22 protein-coding genes and 1 pseudogene are annotated in these 24,565 nt (G+C 73.1%); 10 read left to right on the forward strand and 13 right to left on the reverse strand.

What is annotated here, in order from left to right; translation table 11 throughout:
• The 4 genes and pseudogenes from E1283_RS06620 to E1283_RS06635 all read right to left on the reverse strand — a co-directional run.
• A pseudogene (locus tag E1283_RS06620) lies at positions 1 to 264 on the reverse strand (hypothetical protein); the annotation flags it as partial.
• Positions 257 to 1,087: a T4 family baseplate hub assembly chaperone gene (locus tag E1283_RS06625; protein ID WP_243744647.1), complete on the reverse strand. Its 831-nt coding sequence runs from the start codon at positions 1,085 to 1,087 to the stop codon at positions 257 to 259. The pseudogene E1283_RS06620 and the gene E1283_RS06625, both read right to left, overlap by 8 nt.
• A gap of 11 nt (positions 1,088 to 1,098) precedes the next feature.
• Complete coding sequence (locus tag E1283_RS06630) at positions 1,099 to 1,623, reverse strand: phage tail protein (RefSeq protein WP_132816949.1); 525 nt, start codon at positions 1,621 to 1,623, stop codon at positions 1,099 to 1,101.
• A 138-nt stretch (positions 1,624 to 1,761) separates the two neighbouring features.
• A complete protein-coding gene (locus E1283_RS06635) occupies positions 1,762 to 3,609 on the reverse strand; it encodes a phage tail sheath family protein (RefSeq protein ID WP_132816950.1) in 1,848 nt (615 codons plus the stop codon).
• A gap of 514 nt (positions 3,610 to 4,123) precedes the next feature.
• On the opposite strand from E1283_RS06635, the gene E1283_RS06640 reads away from it, so the two are divergent.
• The 3 genes from E1283_RS06640 (at position 4,124) to E1283_RS06650 (ending at position 7,448) form a co-directional block, all read left to right on the forward strand.
• Positions 4,124 to 5,017, forward strand: coding sequence for an IclR family transcriptional regulator (locus E1283_RS06640; protein ID WP_132816951.1), 894 nt, complete (start codon positions 4,124 to 4,126; stop codon positions 5,015 to 5,017).
• A 129-nt stretch (positions 5,018 to 5,146) separates the two neighbouring features.
• Positions 5,147 to 6,436, forward strand: coding sequence for a glucarate dehydratase family protein (locus E1283_RS06645; protein WP_132816952.1), 1,290 nt, complete (start codon positions 5,147 to 5,149; stop codon positions 6,434 to 6,436).
• Between the two features lie 16 nt (positions 6,437 to 6,452).
• Complete coding sequence (locus E1283_RS06650) at positions 6,453 to 7,448, forward strand: 2-hydroxyacid dehydrogenase (protein WP_132816953.1); 996 nt, start codon at positions 6,453 to 6,455, stop codon at positions 7,446 to 7,448.
• Positions 7,449 to 7,474: 26 nt separating this feature from the next.
• Here E1283_RS06650 and E1283_RS06655 read toward each other — a convergent pair whose 3' ends face one another.
• The 6 genes from E1283_RS06655 to E1283_RS06680 all read right to left on the reverse strand — a co-directional run bounded on the left by E1283_RS06655 (position 7,475) and on the right by E1283_RS06680 (position 14,106).
• Positions 7,475 to 8,506: an ABC transporter ATP-binding protein gene (locus E1283_RS06655; protein ID WP_132816954.1), complete on the reverse strand. Its 1,032-nt coding sequence runs from the start codon at positions 8,504 to 8,506 to the stop codon at positions 7,475 to 7,477.
• Entirely contained in the window at positions 8,499 to 9,524 is a 1,026-nt protein-coding gene (locus E1283_RS06660) for an ABC transporter ATP-binding protein (RefSeq protein ID WP_132816955.1), read from the reverse strand. The genes E1283_RS06655 and E1283_RS06660 overlap by 8 nt, the downstream gene beginning before the upstream one ends.
• Positions 9,524 to 10,498, reverse strand: coding sequence for an ABC transporter permease (locus tag E1283_RS06665; protein ID WP_132816956.1), 975 nt, complete (start codon positions 10,496 to 10,498; stop codon positions 9,524 to 9,526). Before E1283_RS06665 ends, E1283_RS06660 begins: the two co-directional genes overlap by 1 nt.
• 14 nt (positions 10,499 to 10,512) lie before the next feature.
• Complete coding sequence (locus tag E1283_RS06670; RefSeq protein WP_132816957.1) at positions 10,513 to 11,442, reverse strand: ABC transporter permease; 930 nt, start codon at positions 11,440 to 11,442, stop codon at positions 10,513 to 10,515.
• Positions 11,443 to 11,444: 2 nt separating this feature from the next.
• The gene (locus E1283_RS06675) at positions 11,445 to 13,058 is read right to left on the reverse strand and encodes an ABC transporter substrate-binding protein (protein ID WP_132816958.1); all 1,614 of its coding nucleotides are present in this window, start codon (positions 13,056 to 13,058) and stop codon (positions 11,445 to 11,447) included.
• A 118-nt stretch (positions 13,059 to 13,176) separates the two neighbouring features.
• Positions 13,177 to 14,106 (reverse strand): LysR family transcriptional regulator, encoded by a 930-nt coding sequence (locus E1283_RS06680; protein ID WP_132816959.1) that lies wholly within the window; start codon positions 14,104 to 14,106, stop codon positions 13,177 to 13,179.
• 148 nt (positions 14,107 to 14,254) lie between these two features.
• Between E1283_RS06680 and kdgD the strand changes: the two genes are divergently transcribed.
• Both kdgD and E1283_RS06690 read left to right on the forward strand, forming a co-directional pair.
• Complete coding sequence (gene kdgD, locus E1283_RS06685) at positions 14,255 to 15,175, forward strand: 5-dehydro-4-deoxyglucarate dehydratase (protein WP_132816960.1); 921 nt, start codon at positions 14,255 to 14,257, stop codon at positions 15,173 to 15,175.
• On the forward strand, positions 15,172 to 16,128 hold the full coding sequence (locus tag E1283_RS06690) for a 2-hydroxyacid dehydrogenase (RefSeq protein WP_132816961.1): 957 nt from the start codon (positions 15,172 to 15,174) through the stop codon (positions 16,126 to 16,128). Before kdgD ends, E1283_RS06690 begins: the two co-directional genes overlap by 4 nt.
• Here E1283_RS06690 and E1283_RS06695 read toward each other — a convergent pair.
• Positions 16,103 to 16,789, reverse strand: a complete 687-nt coding sequence (locus E1283_RS06695; RefSeq protein WP_132816962.1) for a class I SAM-dependent methyltransferase — start codon at positions 16,787 to 16,789, stop codon at positions 16,103 to 16,105. The genes E1283_RS06690 and E1283_RS06695 overlap by 26 nt on opposite strands.
• A gap of 70 nt (positions 16,790 to 16,859) precedes the next feature.
• Positions 16,860 to 18,602 (reverse strand): DUF6055 domain-containing protein, encoded by a 1,743-nt coding sequence (locus E1283_RS06700; protein WP_207930315.1) that lies wholly within the window; start codon positions 18,600 to 18,602, stop codon positions 16,860 to 16,862.
• A 202-nt stretch (positions 18,603 to 18,804) separates the two neighbouring features.
• Here E1283_RS06700 and E1283_RS06705 point away from each other — a divergent pair, with 202 nt between their 5' ends.
• The 5 genes from E1283_RS06705 to E1283_RS06725 all read left to right on the forward strand — a co-directional run bounded on the left by E1283_RS06705 (position 18,805) and on the right by E1283_RS06725 (position 23,437).
• Positions 18,805 to 19,326, forward strand: a complete 522-nt coding sequence (locus tag E1283_RS06705) for a hypothetical protein (protein WP_132816963.1) — start codon at positions 18,805 to 18,807, stop codon at positions 19,324 to 19,326.
• A gap of 85 nt (positions 19,327 to 19,411) precedes the next feature.
• Positions 19,412 to 20,479: an iron-siderophore ABC transporter substrate-binding protein gene (locus tag E1283_RS06710; protein ID WP_132816964.1), complete on the forward strand. Its 1,068-nt coding sequence runs from the start codon at positions 19,412 to 19,414 to the stop codon at positions 20,477 to 20,479.
• Positions 20,480 to 20,502: 23 nt separating this feature from the next.
• The gene (locus E1283_RS06715) at positions 20,503 to 21,543 is read left to right on the forward strand and encodes a FecCD family ABC transporter permease (protein ID WP_132816965.1); all 1,041 of its coding nucleotides are present in this window, start codon (positions 20,503 to 20,505) and stop codon (positions 21,541 to 21,543) included.
• The gene (locus E1283_RS06720; RefSeq protein ID WP_132816966.1) at positions 21,540 to 22,592 is read left to right on the forward strand and encodes a FecCD family ABC transporter permease; all 1,053 of its coding nucleotides are present in this window, start codon (positions 21,540 to 21,542) and stop codon (positions 22,590 to 22,592) included. The genes E1283_RS06715 and E1283_RS06720 overlap by 4 nt, the downstream gene beginning before the upstream one ends.
• Positions 22,571 to 23,437, forward strand: coding sequence for an ABC transporter ATP-binding protein (locus E1283_RS06725; RefSeq protein ID WP_132816967.1), 867 nt, complete (start codon positions 22,571 to 22,573; stop codon positions 23,435 to 23,437). Before E1283_RS06720 ends, E1283_RS06725 begins: the two co-directional genes overlap by 22 nt.
• Here E1283_RS06725 and E1283_RS06730 read toward each other — a convergent pair.
• A partial coding sequence (locus tag E1283_RS06730; protein WP_425086139.1) for a diflavin oxidoreductase occupies positions 23,434 to 24,565 on the reverse strand: 1,132 nt, incomplete at its 5' end. The two genes, E1283_RS06725 and E1283_RS06730, sit on opposite strands and share 4 nt — an antisense overlap.

A 24,565-nucleotide genomic window follows, 5' to 3' on the forward strand; every position in this document is an offset into this window, starting at 1 on the left:
GGCCGGCGGGGCGACGAGCGCGGGCGCGAGGGGTGGTGGGGCGCGCCGCGCGGCCGCCACGGTGCCCGCCGGCGTGTGGCGGGACGAGCCCGGGGTCGGCGCGGCGTCGCTCCCGGCCTCCGTCTCCTCGATGTCGGAGGTGCCGGCGCGGGCTCCGTCCGGACGCTCGAAGGGGCCTGGCAGCCGGGGGCGGACCCTGGGCGCGCCGGCCACGGTGGCGCCGGCCGTGGTGCGGCCCACCAGGCGGGCGAAGAAGTCAGGCATCCGCACAGAGCTCCAGGTAGTAGCGGCGGCGCAGCGGGCTGAGCGCCAGGATGTCGACCTCCGACCAGCCGTAGGCGCTGGCGAGCAGGTGCACGTCGAGCAGGGTGGTCCGGGCCCAGGCGTCGAGTTCGGTCCACAGGTAGGCGGCGATGTCGAGTTCGGCGGTGGCGCGGTGGCCGCACTCCGGGCAGGCGACGGCGAGCCGGATGTCGGCGCACGGGTCGGCCTGGGCCGCGGCCTCGGCGATCCGCCGCTGGACGTCCTCCGGCAGCGGACCGGGCAGCCGGTCGGCGGCCACCGGCGCACCGTCGAGCTCGGCCGCGAGCACGCACCGCCGCAGCAGTTCGCGCCGGGCCCGCTCCGGGGCGCCGGCCTCCTCGGCGTCGGCGAGGTCGCCGGTGGTCGGCAGCCGGAACCGGACCGTCCAGCCGCCCTCCTCGACGGTCAGCGACGCGGCGCTCAGCGACTCCGCGGTCGGCGACCCGCCCGCCAGCGACCCGCCGGCCGGCGGCCGGTCGGCCGGGGGGCCGGCGGCGATGGCCTGGGCCGCGCTGAAGCCGAACTCCATCTCCTGCTCGCACTCCTCACAGGTCACCCTGACGTCCATCAGGTCGCCGAACAGGGCCGCGCGCAGCGCGAAGAGGTCGGCGTCCCGGCGGCCGACAGGCGTGGCCAGCAGCTCGTCGGTGCCGAACGCCGGGCGGGCCGCCGCGTGGAGCAGCAGCGCCCGGCCGACGCCGCCGGTGGCGACGCCCGCCTCCCAGACGGCCAGCAGCCCGGCGGCGTCCAGGCCGCGTCCGTCCCCGGTCACCTCCCCGCTCACCGCGCGGGTCCCTAGGCGGGCTGCTGGAAGGACGGCTCCTCGGGCTCGGGCACCTCGTAGTCCCGCTCCCAGCCCTCGCACTCCAGCTTGAGGCTCTGGATGGCCACCGCGTTGGCGTTGGCGTCCATCTCGCCCAGGACCTGGTACTCGCTCGGCCAGGCCCGGTAGACCTTGTGGGAGACGGCCACCTGCCCGGCCTCGTTGAGGACCTGGATGGTCAGGTCCTTGCGGAAGTCGCGCAGCGACATCTCGGAGCCGCGGCCGGCGCCGACCTGCCACACCTTGTTGGCCCAGCGGTCGAACTCGGGGTCGTGGGTGACACCGCGCTCCAGGGTGACCGCCTCGAACTCACTGCGGCCCGGGGACTTGCGCGGCGAACTCGGGTCGCCGCCGTTGCGGTGCTTGACGACCTCGGTGGTTCGCTTGAGCGCACTGATCTTGCTGACTCCCGCGACGATACGGCCGTCCCAGACCACCAGGAATTTGAAGTTCTTGTACGGGTCGAATCGCTGCGCGTTGACGGTGAATTCGGCCATGCGGCTTCCTATGTCTCGATCCTGCCTCTGCGACCTCTGTGATCTCCGCGATCTCCGCGATCTCACCGACCACGGTGATCCCAGGGACCACGGTGATCTCTTTTCGCGGCCTTACGCCTTACCCGTTTCAGTGTCCGACTAGGACTCGAACTGCCCGGCGATCTGTTCGATCTTGACGATCACGAATTCGGCCGGCTTGACCGGGGCGAATCCCACGAGCACGTTGACGATGCCGCGGTTGATGTCGTCCTGGGTGGTGGTCGTGCGGTCGCACTTGACGAAGTAGGCGTCGCGGGCCGAGGTGCCCTGGAAGGCGCCCTGTTGGAAGAGGGTGTGCAGGAAGGCGCCGACGTTGAGCCGGATCTGGGACCACAGTTGCTCGTCGTTGGGTTCGAAGACGACCCACTTCAGGCCCCGGTAGAGGCTCTCCTCCAGCATCAGGGCGAGCCGCCTGACCGGCACGTACTTCCACTGCGAGGCCAGCGCGTCGGCGCCGTCGAGGGTGCGGGCGCCCCAGATGACCGGGCCGACGACCGGGAAGTTCCGCAGCGAGTTGAGGCCGAGCGGGTTGAGCAGCCCGTTCTCCGGGTCCGTCATCGGGACGGTGAGCGCCCGGACCCCGGAGAGCCGGGTCTCGATGCCGGCCGGCGCCTTCCACACGCCGCGCTCGGCGTCGGTGCGGGCGTAGATGCCGGCGACGGTGCCGGAGGGCGGGAACGCCCGCAGCCGGCCGGTGAGCGGGTCGGTCAGCTCCAGGTGCGGGAAGTAGAGGGCCGCGTGGTCGTTGCGCACCGAGTCGAAGGTGGCCAGGCCGGCGCGGGCGGCGTTGACGCTGGTCCAGGTGGCCGGGGCGTCCGCGATGAGGAACATCCGCTTCTCCTCGCACAGCGCCTCGGCCGCGGAGAGCACGGTGACCATCTCGTCGGGAGAGGCGTACGAGGCGAGTTCGGGGAGCACCAGCAGGTTGACGTCGGCGACGTCACGCAGCGCCTGGATGCCGCTCTTGCGGGCCTCGCTGCCGATCAGGTCGGTGAAGCCGGGGGCGCCGCCGTCCTCGCCGCCGCCCAGGGCGAAGACGGGCGCGTTGACGGACGCCTCGAGGCCCAGGTCGTTGGCGGCCTGGCCGACGAAGCGGACGACGTCGGCGGGGTCCGGTGAGCCGGCGACCACCTGGAGCCGGCGGCCGAACGGCACGACGCGGGTGCCGGCGAACGCGCGCCTGCCCGGCGCGTCGGGCAGCGAGCGCAGCTTGCGCTCCAGCAGCAGGGCCAGGTCGACGAGGGTCGCCGGAGCGTCGCCGTCGTCGTCCTCCTCGTAGAGGGTGAAGGTGCGGGCGACGTCGCCGATCCTGACCTCGATCTCCTTGGCGAGGTCGGGCAGTTCCTCGGGGAACGGCTTGCTGACCGTGCCCGACGGGTCGGGGCGGCCCTCACCGAGTACCCGCACGGAGACGGCGGCCGAGGACTCGTTGACCGTGGTCTCGGCGAAGTGGGGGTCGCCCTCGCGGGTGGAGAGGCCGGTGAACGACTCGCGGACGGCGCCCGCGGTGTCGGTGATCGCCAGGTTGAAGGTGGCGTCGGGCGCCGAGGTGTCCTGGTCGACGGTGACCCGCAGGCCGGTGCCCCAACTGCCGGGGTCGCGGGCGGTGATGCGGAGCGCGTCGGCCTCCGTGCCGGCCTCGGTGGAGCGCAGGGTCACGGTGGCGGCGGTGCCGCCCTGGGCGGCGACGGCCCGGACGATCACGGCGACCGAGCCGCCGCTGAGGAAGAACTGCCTGACGGCGTAGCTGACGGGGCTGTCCGCCGCCAGGCCGCCGAACTGCCGCTCGAAGTCGGCGAAGCTCGTGATGGTGATCGGCCGGTTGACCGGCCCGCGGCGCGTGTGCCCGACGAACGCGGTGACCGAGGTGGTCACCGCACTGATCGTGCGGACGGTACTGGGAAGTTCCTCGATGTACACGCCGGGATAAGTCGGTGCCGTCGGCATTCACCCCTCCATTCCCTCGGTGTTCCAAGCGAACAGGGGAGCGAGTGTGAGATCGCGCGGCCGGCGATCACCCAGAGGTGCCCACGCCGGCACAGCGATCACCAATGCCTCCCCCTCAGGCCGAAGCCTGCAATGCATGGTGTCGCGGTTCTCACCGGAGATTCTTGCCAGGGTCCGAATCGCCGTCAACCCCTATGAATAGGGGAGCCGAATATGTCGGCCGCGCACTTCAGCGGGTATGTGACGGTCGGAATTCGGCGTCGATCGATTCAGAACCACCACACAATCTCCGCCGTTTTCCCATGGGCAAAGCACAGCCGGAGTGCGAAGTCCGGGCGCCGGGGCGGCGCCGCGCGGACGGCCCGGCCAGGACCCGACCAGGACCCGACCAGGGGCCGACCGTGCCGGACGTCTCGGCCGGGGCGGGCGGCGCGGGTAGCGTGTCCCCACACCATGGGCGGTTACCCGGCGGTCGGAGCCCTGACGGCCACGCCCCTGGGCCAGGAGGGGCCGGATGACCGCACCGACCGACCACCACGGCGACCGCGCGACGGAGGGCCACGCCGCGGCCGACCGGGTCCCGGAGCCGGCGCCCGAGCCGACCCCCGAGGAGCGGACCGGCGGGGTGCGTGAGGTGAAGTCCGCGGCGCGGACCCTGGAACTGCTCGAACTGCTCGCCGCCCGCCAGAACCGGCCGGCCAGGCTGCGCGAGTTGAGCGAGGCGCTCGGCATGCCGCGCAGCAGTTGCTACGCCGTGCTGCGCACGCTGACCAAGTACGGCTGGGTGCGGACCGACGCCTCCGGCACGATGTACGGGATCGGCATCCGGGCGCTGCTCGCCGGCACGAGCTATCTGGACACCGACCCCTATGTGCACACCGCCAAGTCGGTGCTCGACCGGCTCGGCGAGCACCTGGACGAGACCTTCCACCTGGGGCGGCTCTCGGGCACCGACGTCGTCTACCTGGTGACGCGCGAGTCGGGGCAGTACCTGCGGCCGCACAGCCGGGTGGGCCGCCGGCTGCCCGCCTACTCGACGGCGCTCGGCAAGGCGCTGCTCGCCGGGCTCGACGAGGCGGGTCTGGCGCGGCACCTGCCGGCGGAGCTGGCGCCGCTCACCGAGCACACGCTGACCGACCGGGCGGCGTTGGAGCGGGATCTCGCCGAGATCAAGGAGCGCGGCTGGGCGGTGGACCGGGAGGAGAACACCCAGGGCGTGAAGTGCTTCGCGCTGCGGCTGCGCTACGCGGAGCCGGCGACCGACGCCATCAGCTGCTCGGTACCGCTGGCACGCCTGACGCCGGCCCGCGAGGAGGACGTCGTCACGGCGCTCGGCCGGGCCAGGGACAGCATCGAACAGGGCGCGCTCTCGCTCGGCTTCGGGTCCTGGGGTGAGGACGGACTGTGAGCCGAACCACGGCTTCCTGTCTTCATTTCTGACCAGCGTCTACCTATATAGACGACCCGTGGCTAGACTGCCCGGGTATCCGTTCGATCGCTGACGCTGCCGTCAGTCGCCGTCCGCCGGAGGGCCAGGGTGCCAGACACACCGACCAACGAGCCGCACCGCATCCGGGACATCCGGATCACGCCCGTCGCCTTCCGTGATCCGCCCCTGCTCAACACCGTCGGCGTCCACGAGCCGTTCGCGCTGCGGGCGATCGTCGAGGTCACCACCGACTCCGGCGTGTACGGGCTCGGCGAGAGCTACGGCGACGCGGCCCACCTCGACCGGCTGCGGGCGGCCGCCGCGCGCCTGACCGGCGTCGACGTGTGGCACGTCCAGGAGATCGCACGCCGGATCCGGGACGCGCTGGCCGCCGACGCCGGCAGCGGCGGCCACGGGATGAGCGGCATGGTGACCGGCACCAGGACCGCCGACCGGGTGCTCTCCCCCTTCGAGGTGGCCTGCCTCGACATCCAGGGCAAGGTGCTCGGCCGGCCCGTGAGCGACCTGCTCGGCGGCGCCGTCCGGGACCGCGTCGCCTACAGCGCCTACCTCTTCTACAAGTGGGCCGGGCACCCCGACGCCGAGCCCGACTCCTGGGGTGCCGCGCTCGACCCCGACCAACTGGTGGCACAGGCCCGGCGGATGATCGACGACTACGGGTTCACCGCGATCAAGCTCAAGGGCGGCGTGTTCCCGCCCGACGAGGAGATCGCGGCCGTCCGCGCGCTGCGCGCCGCCTTCCCCGACCACCCGCTGCGGATCGACCCCAACGGCGCCTGGAGCGTCGAGACCTCGATCCGGGTCGGCCGGGAGCTGGCCGGCGTGATCGAGTACCTGGAGGACCCCACCACCGAGATCGACGGCATGGCCCGGGTCGCCCGCGAGGTGCCGATGCCGCTCGCCACCAACATGTGCGTGGTCGCGTTCGACCAGGTCAAGCCGGCCGTCGAGCAGGACGCGGTCCAGGTGATCCTCTCCGACCACCACTTCTGGGGCGGCCTCGGCCGGTCCAGGTCGCTCGCCGCGATCTGCGACACCTTCGGGCTTGGCCTCTCCATGCACTCCAACTCGCACCTGGGCATCAGCCTCGCCGCGATGACCCACCTCGCCGCGGCCACCCCCAACCTCACCTACGCCTGCGACACCCACTGGCCCTGGAAGGACCCCGAGGACGACGTCGTCGTGCCGGGCACGCTGGTCTTCGAGAAGGGCTCCCTCGCGGTGCCCACCGGCCCGGGGCTCGGCGTGGAGCTCGACCGGGACGCGCTGGCCAGGATGCACGAGCGGTACCTGGCCTGCGGCCTCAGGGAGCGCGACGACACCGGGTACTACCGCCGCGTCCACCCCGGGTTCGACCCGACCCCGCCGCGCTGGTGAGGCGGGAGGAGGCGCCATGAGGATCGTGCTCACCGACCCCATCCTCGACCGGTTCCGCGCCGAGCTGACCCGCGGCGGCACCGACGGCCACCACTGGGCGTTCCTGGCCGGCCGGCCCGACGCGGCCGTCGCCGCCGAGCTCTCCGGTGCCGAGGTGCTGGTCGCCTCCCGGGTGACCGCGCCCCTGGCCGAGGCCGCCACCGCGCTCCGGCTGCTGCACGTCACCGGTGCCGGCGTGGACCGGATCGCCCTGGACTCGCTCGCCCCGGGGATCGCCGTCTGCACCACGGCGCACCACGGCCCCTCGATGGCGGAGCACGTCGTGCTGGTCACGCTGATGCTCTCCCGCCGGGTGCTCCGCGCCGACCGGCTGATGCGCGAGGGCCGTTGGGAGTCGGTGGCCGTGGACCCCGGGGTCGCGCTCGGCGGCACGCTGGCCGGACGCACGGTCGGCGTCGTCGGGCTCGGTGGGATCGGCGGGCAGGTGGTGCGCGCTCTGACGGCGCTCGGCATGCGGGCCCGCGCCGTCCGGCGGAAGCCCGACGCGCCGCTCCCGGCCGGCCTGCGCCCCGACCAGCTGGACCGGGTGGACGGCGAGGACGGGCTCGACGCCCTGCTCGCCGAGTCCGACGTGGTGGTGCTGACCGTGCCGCTCGCGCCGGCGACCAGGGGGCTGATCGGGGCCGCCGCGCTGGCCCGGATGCGGCCGGACGCGCTGCTGGTCAACGTGGCGCGCGGGCCCGTCGTCGACGAGGACGCGCTGTACGAGGCACTGGCCGCCGGCGCGATCGGCGGCGCGGCACTCGACGTCTGGTGGTCGCACCCCAAGGACGGCACCGGAAGCCGGGGGTACACCCGCCCGTTCCACACCCTGGAGAACGTGGTGCTGACGCCGCACCACTCGGGCCACACCACGGAGACCTTCGGCGGCCGGGCCCGGGAGATCGCCGACAACATCGCCCGGCTGACCAGCGGTGAACCACTGACCGGCCGGCTGTGCCGGGGCGGCTGAGCCGCCCCGGCCGGCGTCAGCCGGCGTCAGCCGGCGACCTCCAACGGGAAGTGGCAGAGCCCCTCGTGTGGCTCGTCTCCGCCGTCCACCACTCGTGTCCTGAGCGGCGGCGCCGCGTCCCGGCAGCGGTCCTCCGCCTTCCAGCAGCGGGTGCGGAACCGGCACCCCGACGGGATGTCGAACGGCGAGGGGATCTCGCCCCGCAGCGGGATCTCGCGGTCGGCGCCCGCCTCGCCCGACACGTCGAGGGTCGGCGCCGCCGACAGCAGCGCGGCCGTGTAGGGGTGCAGCGGCCGGTCGAAGACCTCCTCGGTGCGGCCGTGTTCGATGACCTTGCCGAGGTACATCACGGTCACCCGGTCGGCGACGTGGCGGACCACCGACAGGTCGTGGGAGATGAAGACGTAGGAGACGCCGAGCCGCCGCTGGAGGTCGGCGAGCAGGTTGAGCACCTGGGCCTGCACCGACAGGTCGAGCGCGGAGACGGGCTCGTCGCACACGATCAGGTCGGGTTCGAGCGCCAGGGCCCTGGCGATGCCCAGCCGCTGCCGCTGCCCGCCGGAGAACTCGTTGGGGTGCCGGTGGGCGTCGCCCTCCCGCAGGCCGACCAGGTCGAGCAGTTCGCGCACCCGCCGCTGCCTGGCCTGCGCCGTGGGCTGCACGTCGCGGTGGGTGCGCCACGGCTCGCCGATGATGTCGGCGGCGCTCATCCGGGCGTTGAGCGAGGCGAAGGGGTCCTGGAAGACCATCTGGACCCGGCGGCGCCAGGCCAGCAACTCCCTGCCGCGGAGCGCGAACGGGTCGACGCCGTCGAAGCGCACCGTGCCGGCGTCCGGCCGCTCGAGCCGCAGCAGCACCCTGGCCAGCGTGGACTTGCCGCAGCCCGACTCCCCCACCAGGCCCAGCGTCTCGCCACGGCCGAGCCGCAGGTCGACGCCGTCCAGCGCGGTCAGTCGGCCACGGCCGGACCTGAACGTCTTGCGCACCCCGGTCACGTCGAGCAGCGGCGCGCCGGAGGGCGCCGCGTCCGGCGTCCGTTCGAGGGTGGTCTCAGGCATGGGCGAGCTCCTCGGAGAAGTGGCAGGCGGCCGAGCGGCCGGCGCCGACGGGCGCGAGCACCGGGCGTTCCGTCACGCAGCGCTCCCTGGCCAGCGGGCAGCGGGCCTGGAAGACGCAGCCGGCCGGGATGGCGCTGAGCTCGGGCGGGCTGCCCGGCACGGCGGGCAACCGCTCGCCGCGCCGGGCGTGTTCCGGCACCGAGTCGAGGAGGCCCCTGGTATAGGGGTGGCGCGGCGCGGCGAAGACCTCGCGCACCGGGCCGGTCTCCACGACGTTGCCCGCGTACATCACGGCGACGTCGTCGGCGCGCTGGGCGACCACGGCGAGGTCGTGGGTGATCAGCACGACGGCGAGCCGGTGCTCGGTCTGGAGGTCGCGGAGCAGCCGCATGATCTGGGCCTGGACGGTGACGTCGAGCGCGGTGGTGGGCTCGTCGGCGAGCAGCACGTCCGGCTCCAGGGCGACGGCCATGGCGATCAGCAGGCGCTGCCGCATGCCGCCGGAGAACTGGTGCGGGTAGGAGCGGGCGCGCTGGCGCGGCTCGGGGATCCCGACGCTGGCCATCAGCTCGATCGCCTTCTCCCTGGCGGCCCGCCGGGAGAGCCCGCGGTGGATGCGGAACGGTTCGGCGAGCTGACGGCCCACCGGCTGCACGGGGTTGAGGGCGGTGAGCGCGTCCTGGAACACGATGGACAGCACCGGGCCGGCGAGCTTTCGCCGCTTCCCCGGGCTGAGCCGCAGCACGTCGGTGCCGGCGACCGTCACGGAGCCGCCGGTCACCTCGGCCACCGGGTCGAGCAGGCCGACGATCGCCTGCGCGGTCATCGACTTGCCGCAGCCCGACTCGCCGAGCAGCGCCAGGGTGCGGCCGCGGCGCACGGTGAAGCCGACGTGGTCGACGGCGCGTACGGTGCCGGCCGCGGTGTGCAGGTCGACGCAGAGCCCGCGCACCTCGAGGGCGGGGTCGTCGGCCGGTCGTTCCTCGGCGCGGGTCTCGGTCTCGGTCGAGGCGGGCATCAGGCGGTCACCTCCGGAGTGACGGGACGGGTGCCGCGCCGCTTGCGGGGCAGCGTCAGGCGCCAGCGCTGGGCGGGGTCGGTGGCCAGCCGCACCCAGGCGGCGAGCACGGTGGCCGACACGGTGACGAGCATGATGGCGACGCCCGGCAGCACGGCGATCCACCAGGCGGTCTGGAGGTACTGGCGGCCCTGGGCGACCATCAGGCCCCAGCTCACCTCGGGCGGTTGGATGCCGATGCCGAGGAAGCTGAGCGAGGACTCGGTCAGCATGACGAAGCAGAAGTCCAGGGTGGCGACGGTCAGCAGGGTGGGCAGGGCGATCGGCAGGATGTGCCGGTAGATGATCGGCCAGCTCGCGGTGCCGAAGGTGCGGGCCGCGTCGACGAAGAGCCGGCTGCGCAGCTCGGTCGACTCGGCGCGGGCGGTCCGCAGGTAGACGGGGATCCGGGCGACGGCCAGGATCGCCACGAGGTTGCCGACGCTGGGCGCGAAGACGTAGAGCACGACGACCGCGATCAGCAGCGAGGGGAAGCTGAGGATGGCGTCGGCGAGCCGCATCGCCAGGCTCTCCCTGATGCCGCCGTGGAAGCCGGCCCACATGCCGAGGGCAGAGCCGACCACCAGCGAGCACAGCACGGCGGGGACGGCGACGGAGAGGGTGGTGCCGGCGCCCTCGACCAGTCGGGCGAGGACGCTGCGGCCGAGGACGTCGGTGCCGAGCAGGCCGAAGAACCCGTGGTCCAGGGACGGCGGGCGCAGCGAGGCGTCGAGGTTCTGCCGGACGGCCCGGTCGCCGATGAGCAGGGGGCCGAGCAGGGCGACGAGGAGGACGGCGCCGAGGACGGTGGCCGCGACGGCGGCGGCCCAGTCGCGGCCGAGCAGCCGCCACCAGCGTGGCGGGCGGGCGCCCGGTGGCGCGGCGGCGCCCTCGGGTGGTGCGGAGCCGGTCGCGGGGTCTGCGGTGGTGGTCATCGTGGCTCCTTGGTTCACGCCTGGACCGGCTGGCGGACGCGGGCGTCGATCAGCGCGTGCGCGACGTCGACGACGATGTTCAGGGCGAAGATCGTCACGGCCGTCAGCAGGACGGCGGCCTGGAGGACGGCGAAGTCCCGCTGGAGGATGGAGTCGATCATCAGCTTGCCGATGCCGGGCCAGCCGAAGATGGTCTCGACCACGACGGCGCCGTTGACCAGGCCGATGGTGAGGTCGCCGGCGACGGTCAGGACGGGGGTGGTGGCGTTGCGCAGGGCGTGTCCGAAGACGACGCGCCGCTCGCTGGCGCCCTTGCTGCGGGCCACCTTGACGTAGGGCGCGGAGAGCGCGGCGACCATGCTGCCGCGGACCACCTGCACCAGCACGCCGAAGGGACGGATCAGCAGGGTGGCGATGGGCAGCACCCAGATCTCGGGGCCGCCGATGACGCCGGAGGTCGGCAGCCACTCCAGGCTGACGCCGAAGATCAGGACGCCCACGATGGCGAACCAGAAGTCGGGGATGCTGGCGGCGGTCATGGCAAGCAGGCTGGAGAAGCGGTCGACGGCCGAGTTGGGCCGGTAGGCGGCGACGCTGCCCACCAGGATCGCGGCGAGGACGGCGATCACCATGGTGACGGCGGCGAGTTGCAGGGTGGCGGGGAAGGCGGTGAGCACCATCTCGCCGGCCGACTGCCCGGTGCGCAGCGACTCGCCGAAGTCGAGGCGGACGACCTGGCCCAGGTAGTCCCAGAGCTGGGCCGGTATGGACTGGTCGAAGCCGTGGGCGGCCGAGAACTCGGCGCGCTGCTCCTCGGTGGCGCTGAGCGGCAGGTAGAGGTCGACGGGGTCGCCGGCCAGCCGGGCGAGGCAGAACACGCCGAGCACCACGAAGAGCAGGGGGATCGCGCTGGAGGCGATCCGGTTGCGCAGGAAGACCGTCATCGTCAGTCCTCGTCTCTCGGTCGCGGGTCGCCGGCGGGGCTGACCTCGGCCAGCCGCAGTTCGTCGCCGGTGGCGGGGTCGGGCTCGTAGCTGACCGAGGGGGAGAGGCCGAGCAGGCCGCGCATGTGGGCGAGGTAGGCGTACTGGGCGACGGTCTCGTCCTGGTGGGTGAGGACGTCGGCGAAGGCGTCCTGCCGGGCCGGGCCCGCGACGGCGTCGGCCTCGGCGATCCGCTGGTCGAGGTCCGGGGTGCCGAAGGTGGACTGCGGCCCCTCGGCGAGCAGGTACTGGCTGGCGGTGAACGCGGCGTCGCCCGCCTGGTTGCCGTGCATGATGAGCAGCGCGACGGGCCCGGCGTCCTCGGGGAACGGGCGGAGCTGGTACTGGAGATGGGCCGCGGTGTCGGTCATCCGGATCCTTACGTTCAGCCCGATCTCCGCCAGTTGGTACTGGAGGGCCTCGGCGGTCTCGGCGACCCGCGGGAACTGGCTGTTGCGGGCGATGAGGGTGATCCGCCGGTCGACGGGGACGCCGTCGGCGGCGGCCTCGTCGACGAGGGCGCGGGCGGCCGCGGGGTCGTAGGGGGTGGGGCTGAGTTCGTCGTTGAAGCCGACGACGCCGCGTGGCACCAGTTGGGCCGCCGGGTCGGCCTCGCCGTCGAAGAGGGTGTCGACGATGCCGTCGCGGTCGATGGCGAGGGAGATCGCCCGGCGCACCCGGATGTCGTCGAGCGGGGCCTCGGTGCCGTCGAGGCGCAGCGCGGTGGTCTCGTTGTTGGGATAGGGCACCGAGTTCTCCTCGGTGGCGTCCTCGGGGTCGAGGGCGGCGGCGATGTCGGCCTCGCCGCGGTCGATCATGGCGGCGCGGACGCTGGACTCGGCGCGCCAGACGTAGCGGGCGGTGGAGTAGGCGGGGGCCTCGCCCCAGTAGTCCTCGTTGCGCCGGAGGGTGATGGAGATGCCGGTCCGCCACTCGGCGACGGCGTAGGGGCCGGTGCCGACGGGCTCGCGGACCTTGGCCTCGGTGCTGGTGGTCCTGGGGACGATCTCCACGAAGCTGAGCCGCAGCGGCAGGATCGGGTCGGGGTCGCCGGTGGTGACGGTGAGCCGGGTGGTGCTGGTGGCCTCGGCCGTCAGCTCCATGTCGCCGAAGACGTAGCCGTCGACGTTGCAGGCCAGGTCGGAGTTGACCGCGCGGTCGATGGTGAAGGCCGCGTCCTCGGCGGTGAACGGCTCGCCGTTCTGGAAGGTGACGCCCTCGCGGATGTCGAAGGTCCAGGTGGTGGGGTCCTCCTCGGACTGCTGCCAGCCGGTGGCCAGCAGCGGGAGCAACTCGCCCGAGGTCGGGTCGCGTTCGATCAGCGGCTCGGTGATGTTGGAGCGGACGACGACGCCGGTCGAGGTCAGCGACGCCTCGCAGGGTTCGAGCGTCGGCGGTTCCTGGCCGAGCACGACGCGCAGGGTGCCGCCCGCCCCGCTGCCCGCGTCGCCGCCGTCGCCGCTGTTCGCCACGGCGCACGCGCTGGTCAGCAGCAACGTGGTCGAGACGAGAGCGGCGAGCGACGCGCGGGCCCTGCCCGGGGAGGGCGTGGGAGGTACGGCAGACTTCGTCGTCATCGTCTCTCCGGAGAGCTGGGGTGTTGCCGCCGGGGACGCGCGACCCTCGGGGCCGATCTTCAGGAGAGGCCCGGCCGTCTATAAATGCGTCCCGCGTCTGCATTTGTAGACGGAGACGCTAGGGCTGCGTCCCCAGGCCGTCAAGGGTTCGGTCATGGCCGGATCCGATCAGTCGCAACAGCGCGTCGAGCGCGGGGTTCGCGTGGTCGGTCCGCCACACGGAGTGGGTCTCCACGACGTCCGGGCTGAGGCCGTCGATCTCGGTGAAGGCCAGGTTGGGCAGCCGCAGCCGCGCCGCGGTCCTGGGCACGAGACCCACGCCGAGGCCGGCGTTCACCAGCGCCAGCAGGCTGTGCACCTGCCCGACCCGCTGGACGTAGCGCGGCTCGATCCTGGCCTGCCGGAACACGCTGATCACCAGCTCGTGCAGGTAGCGGCCGACCACCGGGTGGTAGGTGACGACGCCGTGGCGCCCGATGTCGACCAGCGACGGCGGCCGGCCGAGGGCGGCCAGCGGGTGGTTGCGCGGGCAGGCGAGCAGCAGGCTCTCGGTGTGCACCCGCCGCACGCTCAGCACGTCCGACGCCGGCACCCCGCGGACCAGGCCGATGTCCACGCCGCCGGCCAGCACCGCGTCGACCTGGTCCCCGGTGACCATCTCGGTCAGGGTCAGCTCCACCATGGGCAGTTCACCGGTGATGGTCCGCAGCCAGGAGCCGAGGACGGCGAGCGCGGCCACCGCCGTGAAGCTGATGGACAGGGCGCCGGCCTCGCCGCGGGCCGCGTTGCGGGCCGTCGCGGGGGCGGCGTCGGTGAGCTTGAGGATCCGCCGCGCCTCGGTCAGGAACGCCCGGCCGGCGGCGGTCAGCAGCACCGCGCGCCCCGTGCGGACCAGCAGCTCCACCTCCAGGGCGCGCTCCAGCTTCTGCACCTGGCGGCTCAGCGGCGGCTGAGTGATCCGCAGCCGGTCGGCGGCCCGGCCGAAGTGGCCCTCCTCGGCCACCGCGACGAAGCCGCGCAGCTGCTCGAGCGTGAACTGGGTGGGCATGACGACCTCGCGGAGACTGGGCGGCGGACGGGCACAGTATGCATCGAAGGTATCGATGGATGCCTTCTTGGTGTTAGACAGGTATCACCCCTGGCCATACGCTCCGGGCAGCTTCCTCGACACCGGAGCCGACACCGGAGCGGAGACCATGACCTCGTTCAGTCCAGAGAGCCTGCGGACCACCCTCGGCGCGGGCCTGCTGTGCTTCCCCGTCACCCATGCCCGGCCGGATCTCACCTTCGACGAGGAGGGCTACCGCGCCCACGTGGCCTGGCAGTCCTCGTATCCGGTCTCCGGCGTGTTCGCGGCGGGCGGCACCGGCGAGTTCGTCTCGCTCACCCCGGACGAGGTCGGCCGGGTCGTCCGCGCCGCCGTCGCCGCCACGCCGGCCGAGAAGCCGGTGGTCGCGCCGGCCGGCTACGGCACGGCGCAGGCCGTCGCCATGGCCAGGGACGCCGAGGCCGCCGGCGCGGCCGGCGTCTTCCTGCTGCCGCCCTACCTCACCGAGGTGTCCCAGGAGGGCCTGGTCGCCCACGTCAGGGCGGTGTGCGAGGCCACCGAGCTCGGGGTGATCGTCTACCACCGGGCCAACGCCGCGTTCGGCTTCGACGCCGTCCGGGAACTGACCGACAGCTGCCCGAACCTGATCGGCTTCAAGGACGGCATCGGCGACGTCGACCTGATGACCCGCATCCACGCGGGCCTCGACGGCCGGCTGCTCTCCGTCGGCGGCCTGCCCACCGCCGAGACGTACGCCCTGCCGTACCTGGAGATGGGCGTCACCACCTACTCCTCGGCGATCTTCAACTTCCTCCCCGAGTTCGCGCTCGACTTCTACACGGCGGTGCGGGCGCGGGACGCCGCGACCGTCTACCGGAAGCTCAACGAGTTCGTCCTCCCCTACCTCACCATCCGCGACCGCGGCGTCGGCTACGCGGTGTCCATCGTCAAGGCCGGGCTGGCCGTCGTCGGCCGCGACCCGGGCCCGGTCCGCCCGCCGCTGACCGACCTCACCCCGGCCGAACGCGGCGAGCTCCGCGCCCTGGTGGAGAAGGTGACCAGCGCATGACCCCTCCGAGCGGCACGGTCCTCCAGGTCTGCCCCCTGCTCCCCTCGCTCGACGCCGCGCTGGCCGAGAACCACCACGCGGTGCGGCTGAGCGACCAGCCCGACCAGGACGCCTATCTCGCCGCGCACGGCGGCGAGGTGGTCGCGGCCGTGACCACCGCCCGGATCGGGGTGCCCAACGCCCTGATGGACGCGCTCCCCGGGCTCGGCGCCATCGTGCACTTCGGCGTCGGCTACGAGACCACCGACGTGGCCAGGGCCCGCGCCCGCGGCATCGACGTCAGCAACACCCCCGACGTGCTGACCGACTGCGTGGCCGACCTCGCGGTCGGCGCGCTGATCGACGTGATGCGCCGGCTCGCCGCCGCCGACCGCTACGTGCGGAGCGGCTCCTGGGTGGCCGGCGGCTACCCGCTCGCCAGCCGGGTGAGCGGCAAGCGGATCGGCATCCTCGGCCTCGGCCGGATCGGCGGCGCCATCGCCCGCCGGCTGGCCGGCTTCGACGCCGAGTTGGGCTACCACTCGCGCCACCGGGTCGAGGGCGTGCCCCACCACTACGCCGAGTCGCCCCGCGACCTGGCCGAGTGGGCCGACGCCGTGGTGGTGGCCACCGCGGGCGGCGCCGGCACCCGGGGGCTGGTCTCGACCGAGGTGCTGAAGGCGCTGGGCCCCGACGGCTACCTGGTCAACGTGTCCCGCGGCTCCGTGGTGGACGAACCGGCCCTCGTCACCGCCCTGTCGGAGGGCCGGATCGCGGGCGCCGCCCTCGACGTCTTCGCGGACGAACCCCACGTGCCGCCCGCGCTCCTCGGCCTGGACAACGTGCTGCTCCTCCCCCACATCGCCAGCGCCACCCACGAGACCCGGGAGGCCATGGGCGACCTCGCCCGCCGCAACCTGGAGCACTACCTGGCCGAGGGCACCCTGCTCACCCCCGTGCCGCGGACGCCGTGAGCGCGACGAGCGCGTAGCGCTCGTCCGCCACCGGGCCGCCCCACAGCGCAGGATCCCCGCTCAGCGGCTCGACCGAGACCCGCGCCACCGAAGGGCGCAGCACGGCGGAGAGCTCGGCCGCCGCTATCCCGCCGGCCCACGGCAGCGACTCGGCCCCCGCCACATAGGGCACCCCGGCCTGCCCGGCCTCCCGCCACCGCCCCTCGACCAGCACCAGCCGCCCACCGGGACGCAACCGCCCGAGCCAGGCCACCAGCGCCGCCCTCGGATCCGGCAGCGTCCACACCAGATGCCGCGCGACCAGCACGTCGAACCGTGCGGCGCCGGTGGGCGGCGCGGCCGCGTCCCCCACCAGGAAGCGGCCGCCCCGGTCGGCGGCCTGGAACTTCTCCCGCGCCCGCCGGATCATGCCGGGCGCCAGGTCGACACCCGTGACCCGGTGCCCCGCCTCGGCCATCAGCAGCCCGAGCGAGCCCGTGCCACAGCCCACGTCCAACACGTCGGCCGGCGCGGACGGCAGCCAGGAACGCAGCCGGCGCCGCCACGCCGCCCTGGTCTCCGCGGCGCGCAGGCCGTGGTCCGGCTCCTCGTCGAACCGGTCGGCCGCCGCGTCCCAGTAGGCGGCGATGGCCGCGGTGGCGGCACTCGGCTGGTCGGTCATGCCGCCATGGTGGCAAACGGCACTGACAACGGGCCCCGGGCGGCGCCGGCGGACGCCGCCCGGGGAGCGGTCAGTCGCCCCTGATGGCCATCTCGGCCGCCGTGAACGGACTGACCGCCGGGTTGATGTCCGTCTCGCCGCCGCGGCCGTCGCAGCCGCGGTCGGGGTTGAACATCAGGTAGGTGCCGGAGGAGCAGGCGATCCACAGCTCGGCGTCGCCGCCCACCACCACGTTGCCGGACAGGTTGGCGCCGCCCTGGATGATGGCGTTGTCCCTGACCACCGCGTTGTCGCGGATCGTGGCGCCGGAGTTCACCCACGCCAGGCCCTCGACGCGGGCGTTGCCGCTGACCGTGGAACTGCCGAACACGGCGGCGCGCGGACCGACATAGGCGCTGGCCGCGACGTTGGCCCGGTTGTCCACCCAGCCTCCGCCGTTGGCGTGCCAGTGCCCGCCGCCGGTCGCGGCCGGCTTCTGGTAGCCGGGCTCGTAACCGGAGGGGACGGCACCCTGGAGCGTGATCTCGTACGGGTAGCGGTAGTTCCTCGGGTAGCCGTCCAGGAAGGCGTAGTGGTGCACGGTGCTCGGGGTGCCGGTCACCACCAGGTAGACGTCCCGCTCGCCGGACTGGGTCTGGAAGGTGACCTGCCCGTCCGCGCTGTTGTGGATCGGCCCGTAGCGCGGCGTGCCGTCGCGCACCGCCACGAAGCCGTAGGACCAGCCGGAACCGGCCGCCGCGTTGACGTGGCCCCGGAAGCGGAGGGTGATCAGGCCGCCGTCGGCGCTCGGCACGAGACGGATCTTGTTGTAGCCGTAGTCGGAGGGCGCGAGCCGGTTCGAGACGGCGTACTGGCCGGCCGACTGGTTGATCGGCTCCACCGGGACGCCGTTGTAGGCGTTGATGAAGCCCGCGCCGTAGACGCCGTTGATGAACGGCATGATGTTGGCGCGGTTCGAGTAGTCGTAGGTGACCTGGCGCTGCGCGTACTCCGCGACCCGGGTGTTGAGCTGGGCCTGGGTCAGGTTGTTGACGCGCCGGTAGGTCTCCAGCGGGTGCTCGTTGCTCCGCGCCTGGTTCCAGATGTCGTTGAACGCCTGGATGCCGCCGTACCGGTCGACCAGGTACTGCATCAGCATCCAGTTGCCGTAGTGGTGGCGGCTGGACGACCAGGCCAGGTTCTCGGTGCGCAGGAAACGGGTGAGGTCGCCGGCGCCGCCGTTCGGATAGACCCGCATCGCCATGAACTCGGCGCTGGTCTCCCAGAAGGTGCCGGCCGACGGGTCGGTGAAGCCGACGCCCGAACCGCGTCCGAGGAAGGTGTAGTTCTGGAAGACGTGGCCGAGCTCGTGCGCCAGGCCCCAGGAGCCCGGTTGGGCGGCGGCCGGCGCGATGTTGATGACGCCCACCCGGCCGTCCACCGAGCCGCCCGTGGCCCAGGCGTCCAGCGCGGTGCGGTTCCAGGTGCGGGTGACGATCACCACGATCTTGTGCTCGGCGAGCAGCCCGGTCTCCGGCGTGAACCGCATGGTGTTCACGTAGAAGGAGTACAGGCTCTCCAACTGGTTGAGGATGTCGTTCGGGTCGAACCGGAACTCGCCCGGGGCGTTGAGCGGGTTGGTGCCCGACTTCTCTCCCCACAGCAGGATGAAGTTGGCCGACTCCCTGGTCCGGTCCTGGCTCCACGGCACCTCGCCGGTGGACTGCCAACGCGCCGGAAGATACAGGGACTTGGCCGCCGCCGAGGCGGCACCGGCCGGCTGGACGGCGGCGGCCCCGCCGACCCCGGCCACGACGAACGCCTGGGCGGCCACGGTCACGAATCTACGTCGTGTCCATGACATATCGGATGGCACAGTACTGCTCCTTCGCTCGAAGAGAACGCGGCTCGTAAGGAACATGCGCGTGCGACAAGGGAGATGTTCTCATGGAAGCGCTCCCATGGAACCGTCGGGGAACGGCCCGGGCAAAGGATTTCCGCGGCGGCGCCGAATCGGCCCGTGACAGGCTGGCGACATGAGCCACGACATGGCGGTCACCGGGCACCACGTGCCGCACGGACTGCGCGACGTGCTGAGCGACTTCTTCCGCGTGCCGCCGGAACGGGTCTTCGTGCGCTGCCGGGAGGAGCAGGACCAGTGGTCGGCGGAGGAGTGGGACGCCCTCGGCTCGTCCGTCGTCAGCTGCCCGTACGAACGGCTGCGGGGCGACCTGGCCTGGTCGCTCCCGATCTACCACCTCGACGAGGACCGCGCCCCGTCCGTCACCGACCTCGCCCTGCGGATCGCCCGGGAGTTCGACACCCTGGCGCTGTTCCCGGTGGCGGGCGATCCGCCCTACCTCTGGCATCTCGCCACCCCACGCGGCGACCTCTGCCACGCCGCGCTGGACGAACAGCCTTGCGGCGAACCGGAGTCGGACGCCCCCGCCAGGCGGATCGGCCAGGTCGACCGGCCGGTGCGGGAGCTGCCGGGCGCGGCCGTCCTCCCGTTCCTGGACCCGGGCTGCGGAGCCGGCGTGCCCGCCTCGGACACCTGATCTCCACGCCGTGTATGGTAAGGCTTACCTAAGCTAGCCTTCGTCCCCGAACGCCCACACGGCACACACCCACCCAAGGAACAGCATGTCGCCCCGCCTTACCCGCGTGCGCCGCCACGCGCTCAGCCTCACCGCCGCCGCCACCGCCACCGTCGCGGCCCTCGCGCTCTCCGGCTGCTCCTCGGACGACGAGGAGACCTCGGGCGGCTCGGGTGACTCCGGCGACTCCGCGCAGAGCGAGGGCGCGTTCCCGGTGACCATCGAGTCCGCGCTCGGCGCGGCCACGATAGAGGAGCAGCCCGAGCGGGTCGTCACCCTCGGGCAGGGCTCGGCCGAGACGGCGATCGCGCTCGGCCACACGCCGGTCGGCATCGAGAGCTACGAGTGGGGCAGCGACGACACCGGCTACCTGCCGTGGATCCACGAGGCGGTGACCGAGTCGGGTGACGAGCTGCCGACCCAGTTCGCCGGCGCCGAGGACATCGACTTCGAGGCGATCATCGAGCTGGAGCCCGACGTGATCCTGGCCCCCTGGTCCGGCATCACCCAGGACGACTTCGACGTGCTGTCCGACATCGCGCCCACCGTGGCCTACCCCGACCTGGCCTGGTCCACCAACTGGGACGAGCAGATCGAGATCATCGCCACCGCGCTCGGTCAGCCCGACGAGGCGGCCGGCCTGATCTCCGGCATCGAGGACCGGCTGGCGGAGGCCGCCGCGTCCCGCCCCGAGTACGCGGACGTCACCTTCTCCTACGTCTACACCTCGGGTCCCGGCACCCTCGGCGTCTTCCTGCCCGAGGAGCAGCGGGTCGCGATGGTCTCGGGCCTCGGCCTGGCGGTCGACCCGGTGGTCGACACCTTCGAGGAGACCGAGGGCACCGACTCGGCGCTGATCGGCCTGGAGAACGCGGACCAGCTCGCCGACAGCGACCTGGTCTTCACCTTCTACACCGACGCGGAGACCCGTCAGGAGATCGAGGGGCAGCCGCTGTACGCCGCCATCCCGGCCGTGGAGCGCGGCTCCGTCGTGGCGAGCGACGACAACTCCTTCGTCACCGCGTCGTCGATCATCAACCCGCTGACCGTGCCGTGGGTGATCGACCGCTATCTGCCGCTGATCGACGAGGCCGTCGCCACGATCGACCAGTGACGAGGACGGGGTAGCACGTCCTCGTGACCACCACCCTCGCGAAGCCCCGCCCGAGCGGTGCCGACGCCTCCCGCGTCGGCACCGCTCGACGGGTGTACGCGCTGCTCATCGGAATCGCCGTGCTGGCGCTCGCCGTGCTGGCCAGCGTGATGTTCGGCAGCAGGTCGACGTCGTTCGGCGACGTCCTCGACGTCTGGTCGGGCGACGCCGACCCCTATCTCACGACGGTCGTCGAGAGCCGTTACCCGCGGACGGCGCTCGGCGTGCTCGCGGGTGTCTGCCTGGCCGTCGGCGGCACCCTGATGCAGGGCATCACCCGCAACCCGCTGGCCGATCCCGGGCTGCTCGGCATCAACGCGGGCGCCGCGGCCGCCGTGGTGTCGGCGACGGCCTTCCTCGGCGTGTCAGGGCAGGCGGCCACCGTGTGGTGGGCGTTGCCCGGCGCGCTGATCGCCGGTCTGCTGGTCTATGTGATCGGGGCCGCCGGCGCCGACTCGGGCGTGGTGCGCCTGGTGTTGGCGGGCGCCGTGGTGTCGGCGGTGCTGACGGCGTTGGTGCAGGCGATCGCCCTGAGCCATCCCGACGCGTTCGACAGCTACCGGTACTGGGTCGTGGGCGCGCTCGGCGGCCGCGACTTCGACGTGTTCCGCTCGGTGTTGCCGTTCGCGCTGATCGGTTTCACGCTGGCGCTGCTGCTCGGCCCGGGGCTCAACGCCCTGGCGCTGGGCGACGAGTCGGCGTCCTCGCTGGGTGCCAACCCGATGGTGCTGCGGTCGGCCGGGCTGGTCGCGGCGACGCTGCTGAGCGCCGCGGCGACGGCGGCCGTGGGCCCGATCGCCTTCGTGGGCCTGGCGGTTCCGCACGTGGTCCGGGCGCTGGTCGGCGTCGACTTCCGGATGCAAATCGCCTACGCGGCGATCGTGGGGCCGGCGTTGCTGCTGCTGGCCGACGTGGTGGGCCGGGTGGTGGTGCGTCCGCAGGAGTTGATGGTGGGCGTGGTGACGGCGTTCGTGGGCGCGCCCGTGCTGCTGTTCGCGGTGCGTCGGATGAGGGGGAGCGCGTGACGGCGACGGCGGAGCGGGCCCGTCCCGGCGTGCTGCGGATCGGGCGCGTGGTGGCGCTGCCGGTGCACCGGGGCTATCTGCTGGCGGCGCTCGCGGTGGTGGTGCTGCTGCTCGGGGCGAGCGTGGCGACGTTGACGCTGGGGCGGCTCGGCATCCCGCTCGGCGAGTTGCCGGGGGCGCTGGTGGGCGGCGCCGAGGGCAGTGACGCGTTCGTGCTGGAGCGGCTGCGCGGCCCGCGGCTGGTGGTGGCGATCGGCACGGGAGCGGCGCTCGGCCTGTCGGGGGCGCTGTTCCAGTCGGTCACCCGCAATCCGCTGGGCAGTCCGGACGTGATCGGGCTCGGCGCGGGCGCGGGGGCCGGGGCGGCGGTCTTCGCGCTGCTGCTGCCGGGCACGTTGCCGGTGTGGCTCGGCGCGCTGGCCGGCGCGGCGCTGGCGATGGGGTTGGTGTACTTCGCCACGGGCACCGGCTTCCGCAACCCGGGGCGGCTGATCGTGGCCGGTCTCGGGGTGGCGGCGATGGCGTTCGCGTTCACCGAGTACGTGGTCTACGTGATGGAGCGGGACCGGGCCTCGGTGCTGATGGCGTATGTGAACGGCAGCCTGTCGGCGCGGGACTGGGACCACGCGGCGACGATCTGGCTGGTGCTCGCGGTGGTGGTGCCGCTGGCGGCGCTGCTCGGCCGGCGTCTCGACGCGAGCGAGATGGGCGACGAGTTGGCCGCCGGGCTGGGCGCCGACCCGACGCGGACCCGGGTGTTCGCCGTCACGCTCTCGGTGGTGCTGTCGGCGGGGGCGGTGAGCGTGGCGGGGCCGATCGCGTTCGTGGCGCTGACGGCCCCGCAGATCGCCCGTCGGCTGACGGGTGGCACGGGGGCGCATCAGGCGCTCGCGGCCCTGGTGGGCGCGCTGCTGCTGGTGCTGGCCGATCTGGCGGCGCAGCAGGCGCCCTGGTCGGACGGTCTGCCGGTGGGCATCTACACGATGGCGATCGGCGGCGTCTACCTCGGCTATCTGCTGGTTCGGGAATGGAGAAGGGGACGGCTTTGACCATCCAGGCGGACGAGCGGGGGCTGAGCGCGCGGGAGGTGACGATCTCGTACGGCGGTGATCCGATCGTGCGGGAGCTGAGCATCGACATCCCGCACGGCGGGCTCACCATGATCATCGGCCCCAACGGCTGCGGGAAGTCGACGCTGGTGAAGGCGTTCGCGCGGGTGCTGAAGCCGGTCGGCGGGCGAATCCTGCTGCACGGCAGGGACCTGGGCGGCTATCGGGCGAAGGAGGCGGCGCGGCAGGTCGCGCTGTTGCCGCAGAGCCCGGTGGCGCCGGACGGCATCACGGTGCGGGGTCTGGTGCGGCGCGGCCGCTATCCGCATCACACGCTGTTGCGCCAGTGGTCGCCGGCGGACGACGCGGCGATCGCGTTCGCGTTGGAGCGCACCGGTCTCGTCGAGTTGGCCGACGCGCAGGCGAGCGAGCTGTCCGGCGGTCAGCGGCAGCGGGCGTGGATCGCGATGGTGCTCGCGCAGGAGACCGAGTTGCTGCTGCTGGACGAGCCCACCACCTTCCTGGACATCGCGCACCAGTACGAGCTGCTGGAGCTCTGCGGGGAGTTGCACCGGGAGGGGCGGACCATCGTGGCGGTGCTGCACGACCTCAACCAGGCGGCGCGCTTCGCCTCGCACCTGGTGGTGATGAACGAGGGCCGGGTGGTCGCCCAGGGGCCGCCGGACGAGGTGTTGACGGCCGAGTTGGTGGCCGAGGTGTTCGGGTTGCCGTGCGACATCGTGCCGGACCCGCGGACGGGCACGCCGATGGTGGTGCCGCACGCCCGCCACCCGGCGGGCGAGCACGCCCCGGCCGGCCGGGCCCAGGTCGCGGACAGGGCCTAGTAGACGTCGCGGACGTAGCGGCGGTCGGCGGCGAGCCGGCGCACGTAGGCGGCGGCCTCGTCCCGTTGGAGGCCGCCGTGCGTCTGGGCGATCTCGCGCAGCGCCCCGTCCACGTCGCGGGCCATCCGGCTGGCGTCGCCGCAGACGTAGAAGTGGGCGCCGTCCCGGAGCCAGGACCAGAGGCGGGAGCCCTGCTCGCGCATCCGGTCCTGGACGTAGACCTTGGCGCGCTGGTCGCGGGAGAACGCGGTGTCGAGCCGGGTGAGCAGGCCCTGATCGCGGAAGGCGGTCAGTTCGTCGCGGTAGTAGAAGTCGGTGGCCCGGTGCTGCTCGCCGAAGAAGAGCCAGTTGGGGGCGCGGTGGCCGCGGGCGCGGCGTTCGTCGAGGAAGCCGATGAAGGGGGCGACGCCGGTGCCCGGGCCGACCATCACCATCGGGGTGGCGGGGTCGGTGGGTGGCCTGAAGTGCGGGGCGCGCTGCACGAACACCGACATCTCGGTGCCGGGCGCGGCGTCGGCGAGGAAGGTCGAGCAGACGCCCTTGCGGCCCCGGCCGCCCGCGTTCTCGTAGCGGACGACGGAGACGGTCAGCGAGACGGTGCGCGGGTCGCCGAGCGGTGACGACGAAATCGAGTAGAGGCGGGGCCGGAGCCGGCCGAGCGCCTCGGCCCACTCCCCGGGGGTGGCGCGCACCGGGTGTTCGGTGACGACGTCGACGGCCTGCCGGCACCAGGAGTACTGGTCGAGTTCGCCGGCGTTGCCGGGGCGCAGCAGCTTGCGCAGGCCGCGGTCGCCGGTGCGTTCCGCGACGAAGCGGAGCAGGGCGGGGGTGATCCTGGTGATGTCGAGGTGGCGGTGGAGCGCCTCGGCGAACGGGACGTCCCCGGTGTCCCCGAGGGTGAGCGCGGCGGTGGGGTCGACGCCGGTGACGGCGAGCCATTCGGCCACCAGGTCCGGGCAGTTGGTGGGGCGGATGCCGAGCGCGTCGCCGGCCTCGTACTCGAGCGGGGCGGGGCTGTCGCCGGCGTCCAGGGTGAAGCGGCGCACCTCCTTGCCGGCGCCCGGCAGGCTCAGCAGCCGGTTGCCGGTGAGCCGGACGGTGACGGTGGTGCGCTGCCGCCTGGTGGGG

The organism is Streptomyces hainanensis (assembly GCF_004348415.1).
Lineage (GTDB): Bacteria > Actinomycetota > Actinomycetes > Streptomycetales > Streptomycetaceae > Streptomyces > Streptomyces hainanensis.